18 protein-coding genes are annotated in these 20,214 nt (G+C 55.6%); 8 read left to right on the top strand and 10 right to left on the bottom strand.

The features are described 5' to 3' along the window. Positions 1–7: 7 nt before the first annotated feature. From QHL1GM_RS14240 to QHL1GM_RS14200, 9 genes are all read right to left on the bottom strand, one after another. Positions 8–790, bottom strand: a complete 783-nt coding sequence (locus QHL1GM_RS14240) for a sulfite exporter TauE/SafE family protein (protein WP_071695051.1) — start codon at positions 788–790, stop codon at positions 8–10. Positions 791–807: 17 nt separating this feature from the next. Further along, positions 808–3,096 (bottom strand): ATP-dependent DNA helicase, encoded by a 2,289-nt coding sequence (locus QHL1GM_RS14235; protein WP_071695050.1) that lies wholly within the window; start codon positions 3,094–3,096, stop codon positions 808–810. Next, the gene (locus QHL1GM_RS14230) at positions 3,093–4,784 is read right to left on the bottom strand and encodes a VRR-NUC domain-containing protein (protein WP_071695049.1); all 1,692 of its coding nucleotides are present in this window, start codon (positions 4,782–4,784) and stop codon (positions 3,093–3,095) included. Before QHL1GM_RS14230 ends, QHL1GM_RS14235 begins: the two co-directional genes overlap by 4 nt. 68 nt (positions 4,785–4,852) lie before the next feature. Beyond that, the gene (locus QHL1GM_RS14225; RefSeq protein WP_071695048.1) at positions 4,853–5,203 is read right to left on the bottom strand and encodes a hypothetical protein; all 351 of its coding nucleotides are present in this window, start codon (positions 5,201–5,203) and stop codon (positions 4,853–4,855) included. A 102-nt stretch (positions 5,204–5,305) separates the two neighbouring features. Continuing rightward, positions 5,306–6,340 carry a histone deacetylase family protein gene (locus QHL1GM_RS14220; protein ID WP_071695047.1) on the bottom strand — a complete coding sequence of 345 codons (1,035 nt, stop codon included), beginning with the start codon at positions 6,338–6,340 and terminating at the stop codon, positions 5,306–5,308. Positions 6,341–6,375: 35 nt separating this feature from the next. Further along, complete coding sequence (locus QHL1GM_RS14215; protein ID WP_175540386.1) at positions 6,376–6,675, bottom strand: GIY-YIG nuclease family protein; 300 nt, start codon at positions 6,673–6,675, stop codon at positions 6,376–6,378. After that, on the bottom strand, positions 6,672–10,172 hold the full coding sequence (locus QHL1GM_RS14210) for a bifunctional diguanylate cyclase/phosphodiesterase (protein WP_071695046.1): 3,501 nt from the start codon (positions 10,170–10,172) through the stop codon (positions 6,672–6,674). Before QHL1GM_RS14210 ends, QHL1GM_RS14215 begins: the two co-directional genes overlap by 4 nt. Before the next feature lie 36 nt (positions 10,173–10,208). Next, positions 10,209–11,237: a tripartite tricarboxylate transporter substrate binding protein gene (locus tag QHL1GM_RS14205; RefSeq protein WP_083571036.1), complete on the bottom strand. Its 1,029-nt coding sequence runs from the start codon at positions 11,235–11,237 to the stop codon at positions 10,209–10,211. A 31-nt stretch (positions 11,238–11,268) separates the two neighbouring features. Further along, a complete protein-coding gene (locus QHL1GM_RS14200) occupies positions 11,269–11,766 on the bottom strand; it encodes a YchJ family protein (RefSeq protein WP_071695045.1) in 498 nt (165 codons plus the stop codon). A 185-nt stretch (positions 11,767–11,951) separates the two neighbouring features. On the opposite strand from QHL1GM_RS14200, the gene QHL1GM_RS14195 reads away from it, so the two are divergent. Beyond that, complete coding sequence (locus QHL1GM_RS14195; protein ID WP_071695044.1) at positions 11,952–12,263, top strand: hypothetical protein; 312 nt, start codon at positions 11,952–11,954, stop codon at positions 12,261–12,263. A gap of 79 nt (positions 12,264–12,342) precedes the next feature. Here QHL1GM_RS14195 and argE read toward each other — a convergent pair whose 3' ends face one another. Next, entirely contained in the window at positions 12,343–13,506 is a 1,164-nt protein-coding gene (gene argE / locus QHL1GM_RS14190; RefSeq protein WP_071695043.1) for an acetylornithine deacetylase, read from the bottom strand. A gap of 206 nt (positions 13,507–13,712) precedes the next feature. Between argE and ugpB the strand changes: the two genes are divergently transcribed. The 7 genes from ugpB (at position 13,713) to QHL1GM_RS14155 (ending at position 20,198) form a co-directional block, all read left to right on the top strand. Next, complete coding sequence (ugpB, locus tag QHL1GM_RS14185; RefSeq protein WP_071695042.1) at positions 13,713–15,038, top strand: sn-glycerol-3-phosphate ABC transporter substrate-binding protein UgpB; 1,326 nt, start codon at positions 13,713–13,715, stop codon at positions 15,036–15,038. 89 nt (positions 15,039–15,127) lie between these two features. Beyond that, on the top strand, positions 15,128–16,012 hold the full coding sequence (gene ugpA / locus QHL1GM_RS14180) for a sn-glycerol-3-phosphate ABC transporter permease UgpA (protein WP_071695041.1): 885 nt from the start codon (positions 15,128–15,130) through the stop codon (positions 16,010–16,012). Positions 16,013–16,050: 38 nt separating this feature from the next. After that, a complete protein-coding gene (ugpE, locus tag QHL1GM_RS14175; RefSeq protein ID WP_071695040.1) occupies positions 16,051–16,893 on the top strand; it encodes a sn-glycerol-3-phosphate ABC transporter permease UgpE in 843 nt (280 codons plus the stop codon). Position 16,894: 1 nt separating this feature from the next. Further along, positions 16,895–17,950, top strand: coding sequence for a sn-glycerol-3-phosphate import ATP-binding protein UgpC (locus QHL1GM_RS14170; RefSeq protein WP_071695039.1), 1,056 nt, complete (start codon positions 16,895–16,897; stop codon positions 17,948–17,950). Positions 17,951–18,039: 89 nt separating this feature from the next. Beyond that, a complete protein-coding gene (locus tag QHL1GM_RS14165) occupies positions 18,040–19,284 on the top strand; it encodes an RNA polymerase sigma factor (RefSeq protein WP_071695038.1) in 1,245 nt (414 codons plus the stop codon). An 81-nt stretch (positions 19,285–19,365) separates the two neighbouring features. Next, positions 19,366–19,839: a VOC family protein gene (locus QHL1GM_RS14160; protein WP_254795319.1), complete on the top strand. Its 474-nt coding sequence runs from the start codon at positions 19,366–19,368 to the stop codon at positions 19,837–19,839. Next, entirely contained in the window at positions 19,836–20,198 is a 363-nt protein-coding gene (locus tag QHL1GM_RS14155; protein WP_071695037.1) for a YciI family protein, read from the top strand. Before QHL1GM_RS14160 ends, QHL1GM_RS14155 begins: the two co-directional genes overlap by 4 nt. Positions 20,199–20,214 lie beyond the last annotated feature (16 nt).

Genomic DNA, 20,214 nt, shown 5'->3' with positions numbered 1-20,214 from the left:
CTTCTGATTATGCAGGCGGGTGAATCAACCCCACCACGCTAACCAGAATCAGCACCGCGCCCAGCACACGGAAGAACAGCCCGGTGTCCGCTTTTAGCATATAGCGGTGGGCTTTCTCGCCCACCAAATGGCCAATAAAGGCACACGGCAGCAGCCACAGCTGGTGGATTAACTGCAGATCCACCCCCGCGATCAAAAACGAGACCATCTTGATCACCACTAGGATAAACCACAGCACAAACATGGTATCCCGTAGCTGCTCTTTGGCCACGTGGGTGGCGAACACCGCCACAATCAACGGCGCGCCAATCAGCGAAGTACCGCTGACATAGCCGCCGAGCGCCAGCAGAACGTAGTCAACGTACTTGTTCTTGCTCTTGAACGGCTTGTTCAGCACATAGCCAATGGCATAGATGATCACAATGCCGAAAATGATGCTGGTCATGACCTGTGCGGGTAGCGTCAACAGCCCTACCACCCCGACCAGCTTGGGGATGATCATGATTTTCAAGGCTTTAGTTAGATAGCCCCAATCGATATTACTCTCTGGCGACGTGGTACCAACACCCGCTTTCTGCAATTGCCGGTGCCCGCTCCAGGCGATCCAGCTGGAGAAAATCAGCAGATGAATGGCGATAATCGGCAAGAACACCAGAGGCTCGTTGACGACCAAAAGCAGGAAAGGCAGCGCCAGCACGGCGCCACCAAAGCCCAGGCTGGTTCGCACAAAACCGCTCCAGGCAAAAATTAGCCCGATCAACGCATACTGGTACCAGAGTAGATCTGTCATTGGCTCGCGTAAGGGTCCTAAATTAGGGGGGTGGGGTTGCCCAGCGACCACCAGCTTGGCAATAGCGCACGCACGCTGGCCTGGGCAAAACGATCATCCATTAATACCACAACCCCTTGATCTTCTGGACTGCGAATAACGCGACCCGCGGCCTGCACCACTTTAATCATGCCGGGTATGCGGTAGGTGTAGTCGTCGCCTTGCCCGAAGCGGGCGGTTAGGCGTGCTTTAAGCGCTTCGTTAAAATCGTTAAACGGCGGCAGCCCCAGGGTGGCGATAAAAGCACCGATCAACCGATCGCCGGGTAGGTCGATACCTTCCGCAAAGGCACCGCCCAACACCGCGAAGCCGATGCCTTTCCCCCCGGGCGTAAAGCGCGCCAGAAACGCCTCGCGCTGCGTTTCCGGCATCCCGCGGGTTTGGCTGAAAACAGGTACTTCCGGGTGCGCCTCGCGAAACCGCGCCAGCGTTGCGTCCAGGTAGGCAAAGCTGCTGAAAAACGCTAAATAGTGGCCGGGCTTGCGCTGATACTCCTGCGCCAAGGTCGCCACTATGGGATCGATTGAGGCATCCCGATCACGAAAGCGCGTCGAGATATCGCTGCGTATACGCACCTCAAGCTGACGCGCAGCAAAGGGGGACGACACTTCCCGCCATACCGTGTTTTCCGGCAGGCCGAGGAGATCCCGATAGTAGTGAGCGGGGGTTAGTGTTGCCGAAAATAGCACGCTTGCATGGGCTGCTTTAAACCGCGGGGCCAGAAAATCGGCGGGTATCAGATTGCGGAGACCCAGCACCGCCCGTCCGCGGCCCTGGCGGATAAGGTCACACAGCGAATGCTCGCCAAAGTGCTCTGCCAAGCGGCAAAACGCCAATGCCTCAAATAGCAGTTCTTGGAGTTCTAGACTGGCGTCTTCGGGGTGCTCACCCAAGTGATCGGTAATCGCAGCACCGACCTGCTGGGCAGCGTTTACAAGCTTCTCGGGCAGCGCCGTTTGCAGTCGATAGGCCGGCTTCCCCGGCTCGCCCTCCTCTTCCAGCCCCGCCTCTTTAATCGCGGCCTGCCACTGGCGAGCCAAACGACCTAAGGGCCGGGAGAGCGGCTTTGGGGCAGCGCGACGCACCCGGTTAAAACGCTGCTGATCGAGTTCGGCGCTATACATGCCGCGGGCGCGCTCCACCAGATTATGCGCTTCGTCGACCAGCACGCCAGTCCGCCAGTCGTTGGCTTGGGCCAATCCATGCAGCAGCGCGTGGCTATCGAACCAGTGGTTAACGTCGCCGACGATCACATCCGCCCAGCGCGCCAGCTCCTGACCTAGATAGTAGGGGCAAACATCGTGGGCCAACGCCACCTCGCGCAGCGCGGCGCGATCTAACCAACCCTGATCCACAGCCGCTTGGCGGGCGGCAGGCAGGCGGTCGTAAAAACCGGCTGCCAATGGGCACGACTCGCCGTGGCAGGCGCGATCGGGGTATTCGCAGGCCTTCTCACGCGCCACCAGTTCCAATACACGCAGAGGAAGGTCTTCTTCTCGAAGTGTTGCCAGGGCATCCAACGCCAAGCGGCGGCCGGGGGTTTTCATGGTGAGAAAGGCGATTCTATCAAGCTGCTGACGTGGCATGGCCGAAAGCATGGGAAACAGCGTGCCCATGGTTTTACCTATACCGGTGGGCGCCTGGGCGAGCAGGCAGCGTCCGGTGCTGGCAGCTTTATAAACGTCTTCGGCGAGTTCACGCTGACCGGGGCGAAACGCAGCATGGGGAAAGCGCAGGGCCTGCAGGCCACTATCGCGATCCTGACGATGAACGGCCTCCTGTTCTGCCCAGGCGAGGAAGCGTTGGCACTGCTCGACAAAGAATGCCTGGAGTTCGTCGGCAGTGGCGTCCTGGCTGATTAGGGTCTCCTTGCCGCTGGCGATCTCCAGGTACACCAGCACCAGCGTAATGCGCTCCAAGCCGCGCGCTTTGCAGAGCAGCGCGCCGTATACCTTGACCTGGGCCCAATGGAGGGCACGCTGATTATCCGCCATGCGCTCTAAACTGCCGCGGTGGGTTTTAATCTCTTCCAAGCGATTGGCCACGGGGTCAAAACCATCGGCGCGACCGGTGACTCGCAGCCCTTCAAAAGCACCCGAGAGCGGCAGTTCGGCGATATAGCCCTCCCCCCGCCGACTGGCGACGAGAGTGTGCCCTTCGATGCCTTCCCGCGCGCTGGGCGCCGGGGTAAAGCGGTGATCGAGATCACCCTCTCGGGCAGTGAAATCACACAGCGCCCGCACCGCCACGCGGTAGGTCGCGCTCATGCCGGTCGCTCGTCGCTTTCCGCCCACCGCACGTAACATACCGCGACGGGTATCTCGTGACGGTGAAAAAACGTCAGCCAGCGGCGCTGGTTATCCTGTAGCCGATCACCGGGGCCTTTGACCTCAATCATCCGATAGCGTGGCTCACCAACGGGCGCATCGGGCATAAATTGAATCAAGTCCGGCAGCCCGGCCCGGTTGGCTTTTAGATCACCCAGTAGCCGTTCGAAACACAGGCGCAGGTGTTCGGCGGGAATACACGCCAGCGCCAGCTCAACCAGCGGTTCATCAACAATTGTCCAGTGCACAAAGGGGGACGCCAGGCCGTGTTTCTCCCGCCAGGTCGATCGAATCACCTCTTGGTAGCTGCCGTCTTCCAGGCGCGCCAGGCAGGCATCGAAGGCGCCTCGCCGCCGTGCCACAAAATCGTCGCGGTATAAGTCCGCCGGGCCATTGTGGAAGGGGTGGAAGAAAGCACCCGGCAGCGGGTCGAAAATCGCGGGCCAGCAGAGCAGACCAAACAGCCCAGTGAGTAGACTGTTTTCCACATAGCAGACCGGCGCCTGGGGTTCGCTAAGAGACTCCACCACGGCGCGTTCAACCCACTGCGGCCCAGGCAATGATAAGTCCCAGCGCTCATGGGCGGGTTCGGGGTCGCTCGGCTCAGCAGGCAGTTTAAGCCGCCGCTGCAAGCGTGGCAGAATCCTCGTCAGCGCCTGGTGCTCGGTTTCGTTGGGGCTGCTATTAAGCGCTTGGGTCGCCAGCTCAAAAGCCGCTAGATGTTCGCCTTGGCGCTCCAATACACGCAATTTCCGAATGCGCGCCTCGCTACTGCCTGACTCGCTATATAGTTTCAACGCCAGCGCCGAGTCTCCGCTACGCTCCGCCTCTCTACCCAACTGCAGCAATAACCGTGCACGCCGCGTGGCCAGCCAGCGGTTATCCGCGGGCGGCGGCACCTCAAGATGTAGATCGGCGGGCAGCTCGCCGACGTCCAGACGTTGGCGCAGACGATGGAGCGCTAAATAAGTGTCCACTTCCTGGCGCGACTGGAAAGCGCGGGACTGCAGGGTAAAAGGCACCGACTCGAAACGCTGAAGGCCAAGCTCGGTCAACACGAACTCGGCCCAGTCCTGGCGCAGGTTACCGAAGAACATCAGCCGCAGGCGGTCGCAAATATTCATTACGGTGAGGCGCACCACACGGTCAGGCGCGTTGGCCCACCAGATCTGTAGCGTAGCGGTGTGTGTGAGCTGGCTTGCCAGCGTGTCGTAGAGCACGGTTTTGGCGCTAGAGGCGCTAAGCCCAGCGGCGCGTATCTCGTCGGCAAACACCTGACGTAGCTCGGCAAGGCGTAGCTGGTTAAACAACTCATCAATGCTAAGCGCAGGATCACTTTCGACCCAGCCCAACGCGATCAATGGTGCTATTGCGGCGGGACTGTCACCGACCTCGGCATAGCTTAATTTGCTGAGTCGAAACAGCTCACCTTTGCGCATTACCATGCGTACTAGCAGCGCTTGAGAAGCCTGCGGTAAGCTTTTGAACTGTTCAAGAAAGGCCAGCTCGTCTGCTGCAAGCAGATCAGCGTGGCGCTCCCCCACCCAGGCCAAGACGAAGCGAAAGTTCGTCAGGTAATAGAAGGGGTCATCGAGCGAGGCGGTAGGCGTAGCGAAAGCACTGTTCATTTATCCATTATAACAGTGCGACGGTTACGCCGTCATGGAGTATAAGGGGCTAGGCGTTAAGAGCGTTTTTACCCCACCCGGTGCTGCTTGAGTACGGTGAGGCTTCGCTCTTCTTCACTTAACGCCCCTGGGCTTTGCGGCTGGGAAGGCGCTTGGCGGGTGCCGACCAGCACGTACCATTCTGCCTCGGAAAGGCAGGTTTGGCACCAGCGTCCCAGGGCGGCGGCACTCTCTTCGCGGCTAGTCTCACCGCAGCGGTAGTCGTTTGCCAGGTGAAGGAGGTCTTGACGGGCGGTACGCGCACGGGCATTGCCACCGTGCACTTTTGCCAGCGGGCAGCGTCGGTCATAGGCGGCGTTGGTTAACGCATTAAGCCAACGCTCTAGTTCATGTTCCTGAATTCCACCATACACTGCCACGCTTGAGCTCCCTGCCCCGTTGAAAGGGCGATAGCCTGCCCGATTTAGGGGCCGCTGTCACGGTTAACCTTTACCCTTGTTTAGATGCTGTTCCAGACCTTTTCATGAGGCCTGTTCAAAACCTTGTAACACGTTGACTACATTGACACCTATTTCATCTACCGCATAGCCTCCTTCCATCAGAAATACGCAAGGCAGGCCTGCTTGTGCCAAGCGCTCACCTAAGGCGATGAAATCAGCGCTGGTAAAGGTGAAGGCGCTTATTGGGTCACCTTCAAAGATATCGACCCCTAGCGATACAATCAGGCACTCACACTCTGCGGCGTTAATTTTCGCCAAGGCCTGCTCAAGTGTGGCCATCCACGTGGTAACGCTGGTGCCCGGCGGCAATGGGTAATTGACGTTAAAGCCCTCGCCTCTTTCCTCGCCGTTTTCATCAGCGTAGCCCAAATAGTAAGGAAAGGTGACTTCCGGGTCGCCGTGTAGTGAGATAAATAGTACATCGTCACGCTTGTAGAAAATTTGCTGAGTGCCGTTGCCGTGGTGGAAGTCAACGTCAAGAATGGCAACCCGGCGCTTGCCTGCATCCAGCGCTCGTTGGGCAGCAATGGCCGCATTATTGAAGAAGCAGTACCCGCCAAACTGATCAAAAGCGGCATGGTGACCCGGTGGTCGGCATAAACCAAAACTAGGTTCGCCGGTGTGGAGCGTATGTTCTACCGCGCCTAACGCCACGTCTTTACTCGCCATGGCAGCTTCAAAAGTACCTTCTGAAATCGACGTTTCCGCTGCCAGCGCGTAGTAACCTAACTGACCGCTGATAGAGTGCGGAATGCGGTCACTGCGCATGGTACGGGCTGGCCAAATATTGGGAATCGCCTCACCCTCGTGCCCGGCTGCGCCCCACTCTTTCCAACAGTTGGCTAAAAACGTCACGTAATCCTTATCATGTACTGCTAATACCGGCGCTAACCCATAGGCGCTGGGGGTACGAATATCGCCAAGGCCGGATTGACGAAGATGCTTAAGCACTAGATCAAGGCGTTCGGGGCACTCAAACGGGGTCACCAACGCGCCGTCGTGTAATTCCGTGCGCGCTTGGCGCAAACGGCTGTCCTCTGAGTAAAACGTTAGCATGTGGGTTCCTTAATCTACGCCTAACGGAAAAGAGTCTAGTTAGCTGCTAATTGTACAGGCCACTGCTTGGCCCAGCAGCGCTTTTGGCTCGGCGTTTGTTGCTTTAACTGATATTCAGCCCGGCTTGCGGCGGCGCGGTCTTCAAACGGTTCGGCGCCCAGCAGCGCAACAGGAGGATTTGCACGGGTATAGCGCGCCCCTTTGCCTGTGCAGTGCGCTTGATAGCGCTTCGCTAGGTTATTGGTAATGCCCGTGTAGGTACCGCGCTGGCACTCCAACAAATAAACATACCACTGCTTTTCGGCAAGCTGGCTATCGCTTGGCAAGCTAGTCACTCGTTTGCCTCGTAATAGGGTATTGAATCGGTCGATAGCGAGGCTATAAAGTTTTTTAAGGCCTCAATTGACATCGGCTTCGCTAGCCCAAAACCTTGAAATACATCGCATTGATAGGCCATTAAACGTAGATGCTGCTCTTCAGTCTCGACGCCTTCCGCTACCACTCTTAGCCCCAGGTGGTGCGCCATGGAAATAATGCCTTGCACGATGGCGGCATCATCGCCGCTATGGGTAAGCTCGCGGATAAAGCTACGATCTATTTTTACTGTGCTGATCGGCAGGAGTTTTAAATAGCTTAAGCTTGAAAAGCCGGTGCCGAAATCATCGATCGATACACTTATCTGCATACTCCGCAGCGCTTGAAGGGTATCAATCGCCGCTTCGGTATTATCCATCAGGATTCCTTCGGTCAGTTCTAAAGATAACTGTTCCGGCGGTAACCCCGTGTCTAACAACGTTTGGCGCAGCGTGGTCAGAAAACTAGCACGGTTAAATTGAAGCGGTGATAGGTTAACAGCGACTTGAACGGGGCCTAACCCGCCTAAGGTTAACGCCTGCATATCTAAGCAAGCACGTTTAAGCACCCATTCACTAATCGGTATGATCTGGCCGGTGGCTTCAGCGAGCGGTATAAAGAGTGATGGTGAAATCCACCCTTTACTCGGGTGTTGCCAGCGTAGCAAAGCCTCAACGCCCGCCAACTGACCACGCTGGTCGATCAATGGCTGATAATGCAGCTGGAAGGCCTCCCGCTCGATTGCTTCTTGCAGGTCATTGCGTAATACCATCCGCTCGCTAACTGAGTCGGTAAAGGCCTCGGTAAACCACTCATAGGCGTTACGGCCCTGCTGCTTGGCTTTGTACATCGCCATATCTGCCTGCTGAATCAGCATTTGCGGCTGCAGGGTAGTGTCTTGACTGAGCGCAATGCCAATACTGGCGGTGAGGTAAAGCTCTTGTTCGTCGAGGCAGTAAGGCCGCGCCAATGTCGTTAACATGCACTCTACACGCTCTACGACCTGTGCTTCTTCTTCGATATCGGCAAGTAAAATCACAAACTCATCGCCACCTAGCCGCGCCACTGTATCCTTTGGCCCTAAGGTAGATTGCAGGCGTCTAGCCACCTCGATTAACACCCGATCCCCTACGGCATGGCCGAGATTATCGTTTATCGGTTTGAAATCATCCAAGTCAACAAATAGCACCGCTAATCGCAGTTCGCCTTGCTGTAAAAGGGTAAATTGCGCCAGTAGCTTATCTTCAAACAGCGCACGATTAGGTAATCGAGTTAAGTCGTCATGGCTTGCGTGATAAGCCAGCCGCGCTTCGTACGCCTTGTGTTTAGAAATATCGTGTTGAACACCCACAAAATGGGTAACGCGTCCCTCTTGATCACGCACTGGAGAAATATATAAATCGTTCCAAAACGGCGTACCATCTTTACGATAGTTGCACAGGGTCACGTGCACATCACGCTGTTCAGCCAAGTGACGACGCATTTTCGCCACAATGGCAGGATCGCTATCTCTGCCCTGCAGAAACCGACAGTTGTGACCAATAACATCTTCCTGCGTATAGCCCGTCATGGTGGTAAACGCTTTGTTCGCATACAGGATGGGCATATTAGGCAGATTGGCATCAGCGATCAGCACCCCGTTAACACTGGCTTCAACGCTGCGCTCCAAGGTGCGTAATTGTGTTTGCTGAGCGCGGCTGATAGTCACGTCTTGAGCAATGCCGTAGATGCCGACAACGTTGTTATTGATGCTAATCGGCAGGGCAATCACATCTAAAAGATGGGACTCCCCGTTACGATCAAGAATAGAGAGATCAAAACGAGTAATCTTTTCCTGGATGGCAATTGCAAAATGCTGATCGACACGCTCTTTGTCGTCAGCATTAATAAAATGCGTAAAATGCTGATCTAGAATTTCGCTCTGCGTATAGCCGGTGATAGTAACGCAACTCGCGTTAGCGGTAACAAAGCGGCCTTCGCTATCCAGTGAAAACACCGCATCAGGATGATAGGTAAAAAGCGAGCGGTAGCGTTGTTCGCTCTCTGCCAGTGAAAGCTGCGCCGCGGTTAGCTCTCTAGTGCGTGCGATGCCTACGCCCACCAACCCTAAACTAAATGCCAATAGCCAGCTGAGTAGCAGCCCTCCCATGGCAACGGTGACAGGCATAAAGCTCATCATATACCAGTTATAATGGGCACCTGGGTAGGCGTGTAATGTGAAGTTGACCCCTCCCGGCAAGCCAGCGCGCCGCGATGCCAGCGCCATATCTGGCGTTAACACGGGGTCAGCACTAAACCCTGCTGGGTGCAGTATAAGCAGCGTTTCTGTGCCACGATTAATACTGACTTGGAAAGGCCCTAGCGCCATTCGCAGCTCATTATTGAGCATTTGCGAGATATCAAACGTCGCCAGCAACTGCTGGTTACTGCTCTGGGTAAGGATCGTCAGCAGTATCCGCTGGGGGTGAGTCGCATCTGGAATCATTAAGCGCGGCTGGCCAAGCGGAACGCTCAACCAGTTCGTTACTCGCGGCTTGGTTATTTGCTGTTCAAGCCACATTTGCTCATTAGTGGTGCGAGTGGTCGACCACAAGCGTTGTTTCTCTTCACTGAGTAGCATTATGGCTTTTAAGCTGGGCATGTCGCGGAGATAACTCTGGGCATCTTGGGTCAATAAGGCCGCGTCAACATCACCTCCCGCTGCATCCAAGCGCTCGGCCATACGCTGCATCTGGTCTAAACGGGTACGCATCGCCTGTTCGGCATTGAGCTGTACATTATCCAGTAGGTACATGGCTTGTTGATGCGTGGCTGAATGTTGCTGCATGCTGAGTAGCAGCCACACAACGCTACTAATGGCCACGCCGGTTAACGCCGCAACGACAGCCCAACGGCCCGGATTAAGGCGTTCTGGCTGTCGACGCCCTCCAATGGCGACCAAAGCGGATCCCAGCAGCACAGCGAAAACCACCACTGCCACAGGTGATGAGGAAAACAGCGGGCTTTCTACTTCGACACCACTCCATAAACGTACAATGACTAGGCCTAAGAAGAGCCATAAAACAGTACCAGTCGCCAGCCATAGACACCGGCGCCGAAAGGTAGCAAACCCAATCAATAAACACAGCGCGACTGCTAGTAGCATCAAAGCGGCTATCGAAGTAATCCGCAGCTGGCCGGTTAACCAGGATCCCTGCTGCCCGCCCGCCCATTGATTGTGCACCAGGGTATACACCAGCATGGCCATCAAAAAATAAGCACAGATCACGCGCAACTTACGCCAATGCTGCAATGCTGCCAGCAGGCCAACACCTAACAGCAACGTTAAGAGGGCTGCGTCAGGTACCAATGACACTGCGAACAGCGCGTACTGAGCACCCATTCCAAACACTAGCCCCGCCACGCCCATAAAAAGTAGCGCTGATGCGACCATCAAGAGCAGTGTTTCCAACGCCAAATCACGGGTATTAATTGGCATGTACTACGGAACTCCTACTTAGCACGACACTGACGGCTAACGTTCAAACGCGACGCTTTCCGACAGTGACTTCAACAGCGTGTACTGATGGTTAAGATAATCGAGATAGTCGTTAAGTGGACGGAAATCGATTAGGGAACCATGGCTATGCTCAATAGTGCGCGCCAGCGTCGGCTGAGCCAATGCCTGCTCAAAGGCATTAGCCAGTATCGCCAATCTTTCGGGGGGAGTGTTCAACGGTGCAAAGACGCCGCGATCCGTCGTGTTCACTAAATCAATTCCCTGCTCTTTTAACGTAGGGATCGATGGCAGCCCCGTTAATCTATCCTCACCGGCCACGCCCAGCGGCGTAAGTGCATTGGTAGCAAATAACTGGCTTGCTGAAGGCAAGTTAAGCATCGCGAAGTCGACCTCACCAGCAAGTAATGCGGCCACTTGTGACCCGGTGTCAGGGTAGTGAATAAACGCTATCTCTTGGGTGTCGATACCGGTTTTATGAAAGAAGTGCAGCCAAAATAAGTGGTCAGTGGAGCTTGGGATCACGCCAAACATCAACGGTTCGTCTTGTTCTGCGACTAACGCCGGAATATCACTGGCGCGTTGAGCAGCGTGACCGGCATAAGTAGCGGGTATATTGACTGTTCGCGTGAGTAGGGCGACAGGCGCAAAGGCATGATGAGAATAAGCGGAGAGTCCCGCAAAGTAAGCAAGGTCTATGGTTTGGTGGCTACCAAGCAGTGTATGGCCATCGGCATCGGCCTCTTTAACGACTTGAGAGCCACGTGTCGCGCCGCTGCCCGCAATATTAACGACCATAATAGAGGTATCAAGATAGGCCTGTGCTTCTGCCGTTATTTCACGAAACAGTACATCGGTGGCACCGCCGGGACCAAATGGAACAACCAGCGAAATATTGTTGGTGGGATAGGGCTTATCTGCCAGCGTAGCAAAGCTCCAGATGCATAACCACGCTCCCAGCCACCCCGTAAGCGCTATTCTTAAGTGCCTACTTAAGCCACCATTTCCCCTTTTATGTCTTAACGCTAATCCCTGTTGCGGGCTCATTTTTTGCCTCATTTTGCTTAGCGCTTTGCGCCTACTCACCGCAACATACCTTTAATTTACGCCCGCTACCACATAAGCATGGGTCGTTTCGGCGTGGTTTTAAGCGGGTAAGGGTGGGCGTGCCATCGATATACCACCAGCGTTGCTGCTCTTGAACGAAGCGAGACACTTCTTCTAAGACATGCCAGCCTTTTGGCTCTCGACCACGCTCATGCTTATGCTCACGCGCGCTCTCATAAAAACAGGCACGAAAATGCACATAGCCACTATTGTCGAGCGGCGGCTCTGCGGAGACGATAGATAGCGATTTCCACTCAGCGTTCGGATCAGGCGCCAGCTCTGCAGGTCGGGTAGTGGGGTGCCATGTCGCCAGCAAGTAGTCGCTCAATCCTAATACAAAAGCCGAATAGCGAGAGCGCATCAAAGCTTCAGGTGTGGGGGCACGTTCGCCTTGATGATAGCGGCCACAGCACGTATCAAGCGTTAATTGGCTACCACAGGGGCAACTTAGTTCAGTTGTGCGGGTCATAAAAAAGCTCTTTAGTCACATCTTCAATAGCCTAACCGATACGTCCTATGCGCGTCGCTCGGCGTGTATCACTATTGTTTCGATATTTATGCTGCGTTAGGTATATAGTGGTGGGGCAATACATTCAGACGATGGGGTACGAAACACGATCGATCATTCTTTCCAAAATTTTTGGAGGTTCTCCTATGAAGGTCTTTAAACCGGAATGGCAGTGCACGTTTAGCGTAAACGAAGGCGCGGAAGAATCAGCAACTTGGAAAGAGAGAATCGCGTGGAGACTCAGGGGAGTTGCGGATCGGCTGGAAGGTGGTGGACGCACGGTAAAAATCGATTATCGAGTGACGCCAGCGGTTAGCCCACAGGAAGTCGATACTTGCTTAGGCAAGGGCTTTGAAGTAACTCAGCGCCTGCTAACGCAGTTAGCCCAACAGCAGGCGTGCGAAGATGTGATGCGCCATGCCAAAGCTGAGCTGTTTGAAGAACACCCTCAGCATTAAATTGATTTAAATTGGCACGGTATAAAAAAATCCCACTCCTTTTAAAGGGTGGGATTTTTCTTGGATGGCCCTAACCAGTTTAAGCGGGCCTTTCGAGCGCACTGCTCATTTTGGCTAGAAAATCCTCGCACGCTTCAAGCTGCTCAATATCGATGTACTCATCGGGCTGATGCGCTTGAGCGATGCTGCCGGGGCCGAGAATAATGGTTTGTAAACCCTGCCCTTGGAACTGCCCCGCTTCCGTGGCGTAAGCCACTGCGTGATTGCAGCAAGCGCTAGGCAGATGGTCTTTGGCTAAGCGAAGCACCTGATCGTTATCCCGGTCGGCCAGACCTGGCACCGTGACGTTAAGGGGCTCAGTGGTAATTTCAACGTGCTTGCCCTTGGCCTGCAGTTCAGCGCTTAGCTGCGCGCAAAACGCCTCAAACCGGGCATATATTTCGTCGAAGGTGTCCGTTGGCAGGTGTCGAATTTCCCACTCAAACTGGCACTCACGGGCCATAATATTAATCGCCGTACCGCCTTTGATTTTGCCAACGTGTAGGCTGGTGTGAGGCACATTAAAGGCCTCATCGACGCGCCCTTCTTCCACCAACGCCGCCATGGTGTCCTCAATAAAGGTCACCAATCTTGCCGCCACATGAATGGCAGAGGTGCCCTGATTGACCTGGCTGCTATGAGCTTCGCGGCCTACCACCGTGGTGCGCAAGTTGGTCGCCCCTTTTTGCGCCACCACTGGCTGCATGCTGGTCGGCTCGCCGACAATCACATGGGCGGTGGTGGAGTAGTGCTCGTAAAAGCGCTTAATCAGGCTTGGTGCCCCCACGCAGCCGATCTCTTCATCGTAAGAGAAGCCCAGATAAATCGGCCGCTGCAAAGGCGCCTCAACCCACTTGGGCACCATGGCCAGTACGCAGGCGATAAACCCTTTCATATCGCAGGTGCCACGCCCATAAAGGCGCCCATCACCGCCATCGCGTAGGCTAAACGGATCGCTCGACCACGGCTGGCCCGCCACGGGCACTACATCGGTATGCCCGGAAAGCATTACGCCGCCCGGCGCCTCCGGGCCAATTCTTGCCACCAGATTGGCTTTGGTCCCGCAAGGGCTCATCACGCGTTCAGCGCTAACGCCATACTCAGCCAAATAGCGTTCAACGTACTCAACCAGCGCCAAATTGGATTCGCTGGAGGTAGTGTCGAAGGCGACCAGTTTTTCGAGCAACTTAATGGCGTGGGACATGATGTTCTCTTTCCAGAATGACTTACGACTAACCCTAACACTCCCATCAAGTTAAACCTACAGTGCTTCCTTAGCGTTGAATGTCATTGCGTATTCACCTCGCATTCATCAAAACGTCACCTACACTTTCTACTGTTCAGTGCATCCAAAAAAACTTAACAAACGCATTGCACGCCTGATCGAATTCAGGCCCACAAGGAGCTGTTATGTCACGTTTTACACTGCACACGCTTGCCGTTGGTGTGGCGACTGCGAGCCTAAGCCTATCCGCCCAGGCTGCAACGGAAGTTAGTTGGTGGCACGCCATGGGCGGCCAACTCGGCGAAATCCTTGAAGGCATCACTGAGGATTTTAACCAATCTCAGGACGACTACCGGGTTACGCCCAGCTATCGCGGCACCTATGCCGAGACCATGACCGGTGCCATTGCCGCCTTCCGTGCCAATGAGCAGCCGCATATCCTGCAAGTCTTTGAAGTCGGCACCGGTACCATGATGAACGCCGAAGGCGCCATCTACCCGGTCTATGAGCTGATGGAAGAGCACGGTCGCGCTTTCGATAACGATGCCTTCCTGCCCGCCGTCGTCGGTTACTACACCGACACTAACGGCAACATGCTGTCGTTCCCGTTTAACTCCTCCACGCCGATTATGTATTACAACCGCGACATGTTTGAGGAGGCGGGCCTCGACCCCGAGCAGCCCCCTGAAACATGGGAAGATCTGGCCGAAGCGTCTCGTCAAATCGTCGAATCCGGGGCGGCCAGCTGTGGTTTCACCTCTTCCTGGCCGAGTTGGGTGATGCTGGAAAACTTCTCCGCCATGCATAACTCGCCGCTCGGCACGCTAGAAAACGGCTTTGGCGGTATGGACACCGAGCTGAACTTCAATAATGAGCTGGTTGCCCGCCACTGGGACAACCTTCACGACTGGCAGGAAGAGGGCATTTACCGCTGGGCGGGCCCCGGCACCGGGCCGGATTCTGAGCCGATGTTCTACTCTCAGGACTGCGCCGTCTTCTTTGGCTCCTCAGCCTCCCGCGCCGATGTGGCGGCCAACGCCGAGTTTGAAGTCGGCTTCGGCATGCAGCCCTACTACGCCGATGTAGACGGCGCACCGCAAAACTCGATTATCGGTGGCGCCACCCTATGGGCACTGCAGGGGCATAGCGATGACGAGTACGCAGCCATTGCAGCATTCTTTGAGTACCTCTCCCAACCCGAAGTACAGGCTGATTGGCACCAGCAGACCGGCTACCTGCCCATCACCCAAGCCGCTTGGGACTTGAGCGAAGAGCAGGGCTACTACGACGAGAACCCCGGTGCGGATATTTCGTTGAAACAGATGACCCTCAACGAGCCGACCGAAAATTCGAAAGGCCTCCGTTTTGGTAACTTCGTGCAGATTCGCGACATTATCTCTGAAGAGATGGAAGCCGTGATGACCGGTGGCAAATCGGGCCAGGAAGCGGCGGACGACGCAGTGGAACGCGGCAATGATCTGCTGCGCGACTTTGAATCCGCCAACCAGTAAATAAGCACTCACTTCGCCGCCTGCCCTATAAAGCAGGCGGCGCTTTCGTTTGTTGATGCTTGTATTTGCTAATAATTTTAGAGCTGCCCATGCAAACTAAACGCATGACGTTTCCGGGGCGCTGGCTGCCGTTTGCGCTACTGGCGCCCCAAGTGATCATCACCCTAATCTTTTTTATCTGGCCAGCAGGCCAAGCGCTGTATCAGTCGTTACTACGCGAAGACGCCTTTGGGTTGCGCTCCACTTTTGTCGGCCTTGAGAACTTTGCCCGTTTATTTCGTGACGGTAGCTATCTCAATTCGCTGTCGGTCACGGCCGTATTCGCCGTGGGCACCACGCTGGTATCGATGTCGGTAGCGCTCCTGCTCGCCAGCACCGTCAATCGGATGATCCGTTCGCGTAGCACCTACACAACGCTGCTGGTATGGCCCTACGCCATTGCCCCCGCTCTGGCGGGCGTTTTGTGGTGGTTTATCTTCAACCCCTCCATCGGCATTGTGCCCTATATGCTGGAAATGGTCGGCTACCAGTGGAACCACCGCAACTCGGGCAGTGACGCCATGCTGCTGGTGATTTTAGCCGCTGCCTGGAAGCAGATCTCCTACAACTTTTTGTTCTTCCTGGCGGGCTTACAGTCCATTCCACAATCGCTGATTGAGGCTGCTTCTATTGATGGCGCCAGCCCCATAAAACGCTTCTGGACGATCATTTTTCCGCTGCTCACGCCCACCACCTTTTTCCTGATGGTGGTTAACGTGGTGTACGCCATGTTCGACACCTTCGGCATTATTCACACCACCACCCAAGGCGGCCCGGCGCAGTCGACCAATATCTTGGTGTACAAGGTCTACGCCGATGGTTTTGTGGGCCTCAACCTGGGTTCCTCGGCGGCTCAGTCGGTGATCCTGATGGTGATTGTGGTAGTGCTAACGGTGATTCAATTCCGCTTTATCGAGCGGCGCGTTAACTATTAACAGACGTTCGGTTAATCCGGCCTTGTTGGAGTGTTGTGATGGTTGAAAACCGCCCATGGGCCAATTTTTTCGCCCACACCGTGTTGATCATTGGCGTGGCACTGGTGATTTTCCCGGTCTATATCGCACTGGTGGCGTCGACCCAGGCGCCGGGGGACTTGCTACGCGGCACGATACCGCTGCTGCCCGGCAGTCATGGGATCGAAAACTATAAGTTGATGTGGCAATCGGGCGTATCGTCGGCTAACTCACCGCCCGCCGCCCAGATGCTGTGGAACAGTTTTATCATGGCCATGGCGATCACGGTGGGTAAGCTGTCGATTTCGCTGCTGTCAGCTTTCGCCATCGTCTACTTCCGTTTCCGCTTTCGGATGTTCTTTTTCTGGCTGATCTTCGTCACCCTAATGCTGCCGGTTGAGGTGCGCATTATCCCCACCTTCCAGGTGGTGGCGGACCTCAATATGCTGAATAGCTTTGCCGGGCTGTCGATCCCGTTGATTGCCTCAGCCACCGCGACCTTCCTGTTCCGCCAGTTCTTTATGACCATTCCCGAAGAGATGCTCGAAGCCGCGCGGGTCGACGGCGCCGGGCCGATGAAGTTCTTTAAAGACATTTTAATACCGCTTTCGGTGACCAATATCGCCGCGCTGTTTGTGATCATGTTTATCTACGGCTGGAACCAGTACCTCTGGCCGCTGCTGATCACTACCGACCCCGACTACACCACCATCGTGATGGGCATTCAGCGCATGACCTCGGAAGAGAACCCCCAGTGGCACCTGGTGATGGCTGCGGTGGTGATGGCCGCGCTGCCGCCGGTATTAGTGATTCTGTTTATGCAACGCCTGTTTGTGAAAGGCCTGACCGAGACGGAGAAATAAGATGGCCAGCATTACCTTGGAAGGGCTAAAGAAAACCTATAGCGGCGATGTTCACGCCGTCAAAGGTATCGACTTACAGATTGAAGATGGCGAATTTGTGGTGCTGGTCGGGCCTTCCGGCTGCGGAAAATCTACCCTGCTGCGCATGGTGGCGGGGTTGGAAACCATTACCGAAGGCACGCTAAAAATCGGTGAACGGGTGGTCAATAAGCTAGAACCCGCCGAGCGTGATATCGCCATGGTGTTTCAGAACTATGCGCTCTACCCGCATATGACGGTGTACAACAACCTTGCTTACGGCCTCAAGAACCGCGGGTTTAAAAAAGACGAGATTGAAAAGCGCGTGCGCATTGCCGCCAAAATGCTCGAGATTGAAGACTTTCTAGAGCGCAAACCTCGCAAGCTCTCTGGCGGTCAGCGCCAGCGGGTAGCGATGGGCCGCGCTCTGGTGCGCGAACCGGCAGCGTTTTTATTCGACGAGCCGCTCTCCAACCTAGATGCCAAGCTGCGGGTGCAGATGCGGGTGGAGATCAAACAGCTGCAGCGGCGCCTGAAAACCACCAGCCTTTACGTAACCCACGACCAGCTAGAAGCCATGACCTTGGGTGATCGCTTAGTCGTGCTTAACGCCGGACAGATTGAGCAAGTGGGTACGCCCATGGAGATCTATGCCCAACCCGCCAGCATGTTTGTCGCCGGGTTTATCGGCTCCCCCGCCATGAACATGCTGCCGGTGGATTACCTGGAAGCCCAGGGTGCCAACGGGCTGCTGGATAGCCTGCCCGAAGGCACCGATACCGTCGGCATTCGCCCGGATGATATGCATCTAGCGCCGCCTGCCGCGCCTCACTTAATTGTCGACTCAACGCTGGCGCTGTTTGAAGCCGCCGGTGCCGAAAGCCACCTGTACGTGACCCTCGCCAATAGCGACCAACCCACGGTGATCCGCGTATCGGGTCAACCGCCAGTCGCCGAAGGCGAAACCCTGCGATTTTTTGTGACCCGCGACGCCTTGCATCCTTTCAATAGCGCCACGGGAAAACGTACAGGAGATTGAATGTCCACCCCCTAAAGCAAGACAATAAAAAACAAGTCAACGGAGAAACCATGCGCTACGTTTGAGATAAAGCTTACGGACTTCCCTTGATGAGTACTGAACCTGCATACGTCGATGATCTGTATCGTGAGCACTCCCGGCGCGTGCAGGCGACGCTGATACGCCTGCTGGGGGATTTTGAGCTGGCCGAAGAAGCCATGCAGGATGCCTTTGTGGCGGCTGTTCAACAGTGGCCGGTTAACGGCAAACCTGACAACCCCACGGCATGGCTAATTCGCACCGGCTACCACTGCGGAATAGACCAAATCCGCCAACGCAGTACTGCTCGCCGTCGGGCTCACTTGCTATTACCTACAGAGCTGTTACCTGCAGAAGAGGCGCTGGATCTTGAGCCCACCACCATTGAAGACGACGCCTTGCGGCTACTGTTCACCTGCTGCCACCCAAGTTTGAGCATGGAAGCACGGATCGCCCTTACCCTTCGCGAGATGTGCGGTTTGACCACCGAACAGGTAGCCAGCGCGCTGCTGATGAAGCCTACGACGCTGGCACAGCGTATCGTGCGAGCCAAACGCAAGATTCGCGATGCACATATCCCTTATGTTGTCCCTACCCAGGCAGAACTACCCGAGCGCCTACCCGACGTGCTCAAGTTGATCTACCTGGTTTTCAATGAAGGCTACTCACGTAGCACGGGAGCCAGCGTGGTCGATATCAGCCTAACCCAAGAAGCCATGCGACTAGGGAAGGAGCTGGCACGGCTACTGCCCCAGGGTGAAGTGTTTGGGCTGATGGCGTTGATGTTGCTTAATGATGCCCGCCGGGAAGCACGCCAGGATAGCGATGGGGAACTGGTGACCCTGGATGCTCAGGACAGGCGCCTATGGCGCCAAGAGGATATCCAGGTCGGCATAGCATGGCTGGAACAGGCGCTGGCGCTCACCCCCACCGGGTACTACACCCTTCAAGCTTCGATTGCCGCCGTACACGCCCAGGCTAGCCGCGCAGAGCAGACCGATTGGGGGCGTATCGTTAGGCTCTACGATGCCCTTTGCCGACGCTTTCCATCGCCAATCCTGGCTCTGAATCGGGCGGTCGCCATTGCCATGAATGGTGCGCCTGATACTGGCTTGAAGTTACTCGACGACATCGCTCATCACCCGCAAATCAGTCGCTATCATCTATTTCATGCCGCTAAAGCGGATTTACTGCGCCGCCAAGGTCAACACGAGGCAGCGCGCAGTGCCTATCAACAGGCGCTGCAATTGGCCACCCTGGATCCGGAAAAGCGCTTTTTGCACAGGCGACTGGCTGAGCTAGAACACTCTTCATAAAAAAATGTAAGGCTGTGTCGATTCAAGACGATGACAAACGACTAAAGAGAGTAACTACCCTGACCACCCAGGAGACTCTCAATGACTAGCCCCCACGAAGATACCCGCATACCGGATGCCATGAATGTGCATGTCGCTTTTCCAGGCACCTGTCGGGAAGCCATGCAGTTCTATGCCGACGTTACCGGCGGCCAGTTGGAGTGCCTGTTGACCTATGCTGAAACGCCAGCTGCTGAACACTCACCATCGGAACTCCATGACCGCATCATCCATGCCTCGCTGAACCTACGGGGCCGCCGCTTAATGGGTGCCGATATGGCGGCTGACACCTATACACCGCCGCAAGGTGTAGAAGTTCAGTTGGAGTATCAGGATATCGAACAGGCCGCACGAACCTTTGCCCAGCTATCGGAGGGTGGAAAGATCACCATGCCGTTTGAGGCTACCTTTTGGTCACCAGGATTCGGCATGGCTACCGATCGCTTCGGCATTCACTGGATGGTAAACGTTGCGTCAGACAACTGCCCCATGGCCACTGAAGGAGACCCCGCATGAAGTACGTTGCGCTGGTGTATTACCAAGAGCAGATTATCAACGCCATGAGCGAACAGGCGTGGCAAGACCTCAACCAGGAGTGCATTGCTGGGGTTGAGCGCCTGAGCGCCAGCGGCCACTACCTGGCTGGCCAGCCGTTACAACCGACTGAGACCGCCACCACCGTGCGCGTGCGTGATGGCGAGACGTTAATCTCCGATGGCCCCTTTGCGGAAACCAAGGAACAACTGGCGGGTTTCTATCTGCTCGAAGCCCACGACTTGAATGAGGCGCTGCAGCTGGCTAGCCGCATCCCACCAGCCCGGCTGGGCAGTATTGAAGTACGCCCCGTTCGAGAACTCCCCCCTAAAGCAGAATAAAACAGTAATAGGAGAA

The organism is Halomonas sp. QHL1 (assembly GCF_001882345.1).
Lineage (GTDB): Bacteria > Pseudomonadota > Gammaproteobacteria > Pseudomonadales > Halomonadaceae > Vreelandella.
Note: the sequence above shows the minus strand (reverse complement) of the source record. Positions and strands in the feature narration are given on the sequence as shown.

Excerpts from the sequence above, each read along its gene's own strand:
- QHL1GM_RS14240 (WP_071695051.1), bottom strand. The coding sequence starts at position 790 with ATGACAGATCTACTCTGGTACCAGTATGCGTTGATCGGGCTAATTTTT.
- QHL1GM_RS14235 (WP_071695050.1), bottom strand. The coding sequence starts at position 3,096 with ATGAGCGCGACCTACCGCGTGGCGGTGCGGGCGCTGTGTGATTTCACT.
- QHL1GM_RS14230 (WP_071695049.1), bottom strand. The coding sequence starts at position 4,784 with ATGAACAGTGCTTTCGCTACGCCTACCGCCTCGCTCGATGACCCCTTC.
- QHL1GM_RS14220 (WP_071695047.1), bottom strand. The coding sequence starts at position 6,340 with ATGCTAACGTTTTACTCAGAGGACAGCCGTTTGCGCCAAGCGCGCACG.
- QHL1GM_RS14210 (WP_071695046.1), bottom strand. The coding sequence starts at position 10,172 with ATGCCAATTAATACCCGTGATTTGGCGTTGGAAACACTGCTCTTGATG.
- QHL1GM_RS14205 (WP_083571036.1), bottom strand. The coding sequence starts at position 11,237 with ATGAGCCCGCAACAGGGATTAGCGTTAAGACATAAAAGGGGAAATGGT.
- QHL1GM_RS14200 (WP_071695045.1), bottom strand. The coding sequence starts at position 11,766 with ATGACCCGCACAACTGAACTAAGTTGCCCCTGTGGTAGCCAATTAACG.
- QHL1GM_RS14195 (WP_071695044.1), top strand. The coding sequence starts at position 11,952 with ATGAAGGTCTTTAAACCGGAATGGCAGTGCACGTTTAGCGTAAACGAA.
- argE (WP_071695043.1), bottom strand. The coding sequence starts at position 13,506 with ATGTCCCACGCCATTAAGTTGCTCGAAAAACTGGTCGCCTTCGACACT.
- ugpB (WP_071695042.1), top strand. The coding sequence starts at position 13,713 with ATGTCACGTTTTACACTGCACACGCTTGCCGTTGGTGTGGCGACTGCG.
- ugpA (WP_071695041.1), top strand. The coding sequence starts at position 15,128 with ATGCAAACTAAACGCATGACGTTTCCGGGGCGCTGGCTGCCGTTTGCG.
- ugpE (WP_071695040.1), top strand. The coding sequence starts at position 16,051 with ATGGTTGAAAACCGCCCATGGGCCAATTTTTTCGCCCACACCGTGTTG.
- QHL1GM_RS14170 (WP_071695039.1), top strand. The coding sequence starts at position 16,895 with ATGGCCAGCATTACCTTGGAAGGGCTAAAGAAAACCTATAGCGGCGAT.
- QHL1GM_RS14165 (WP_071695038.1), top strand. The coding sequence starts at position 18,040 with ATGAGTACTGAACCTGCATACGTCGATGATCTGTATCGTGAGCACTCC.
- QHL1GM_RS14160 (WP_254795319.1), top strand. The coding sequence starts at position 19,366 with ATGACTAGCCCCCACGAAGATACCCGCATACCGGATGCCATGAATGTG.
- QHL1GM_RS14155 (WP_071695037.1), top strand. The coding sequence starts at position 19,836 with ATGAAGTACGTTGCGCTGGTGTATTACCAAGAGCAGATTATCAACGCC.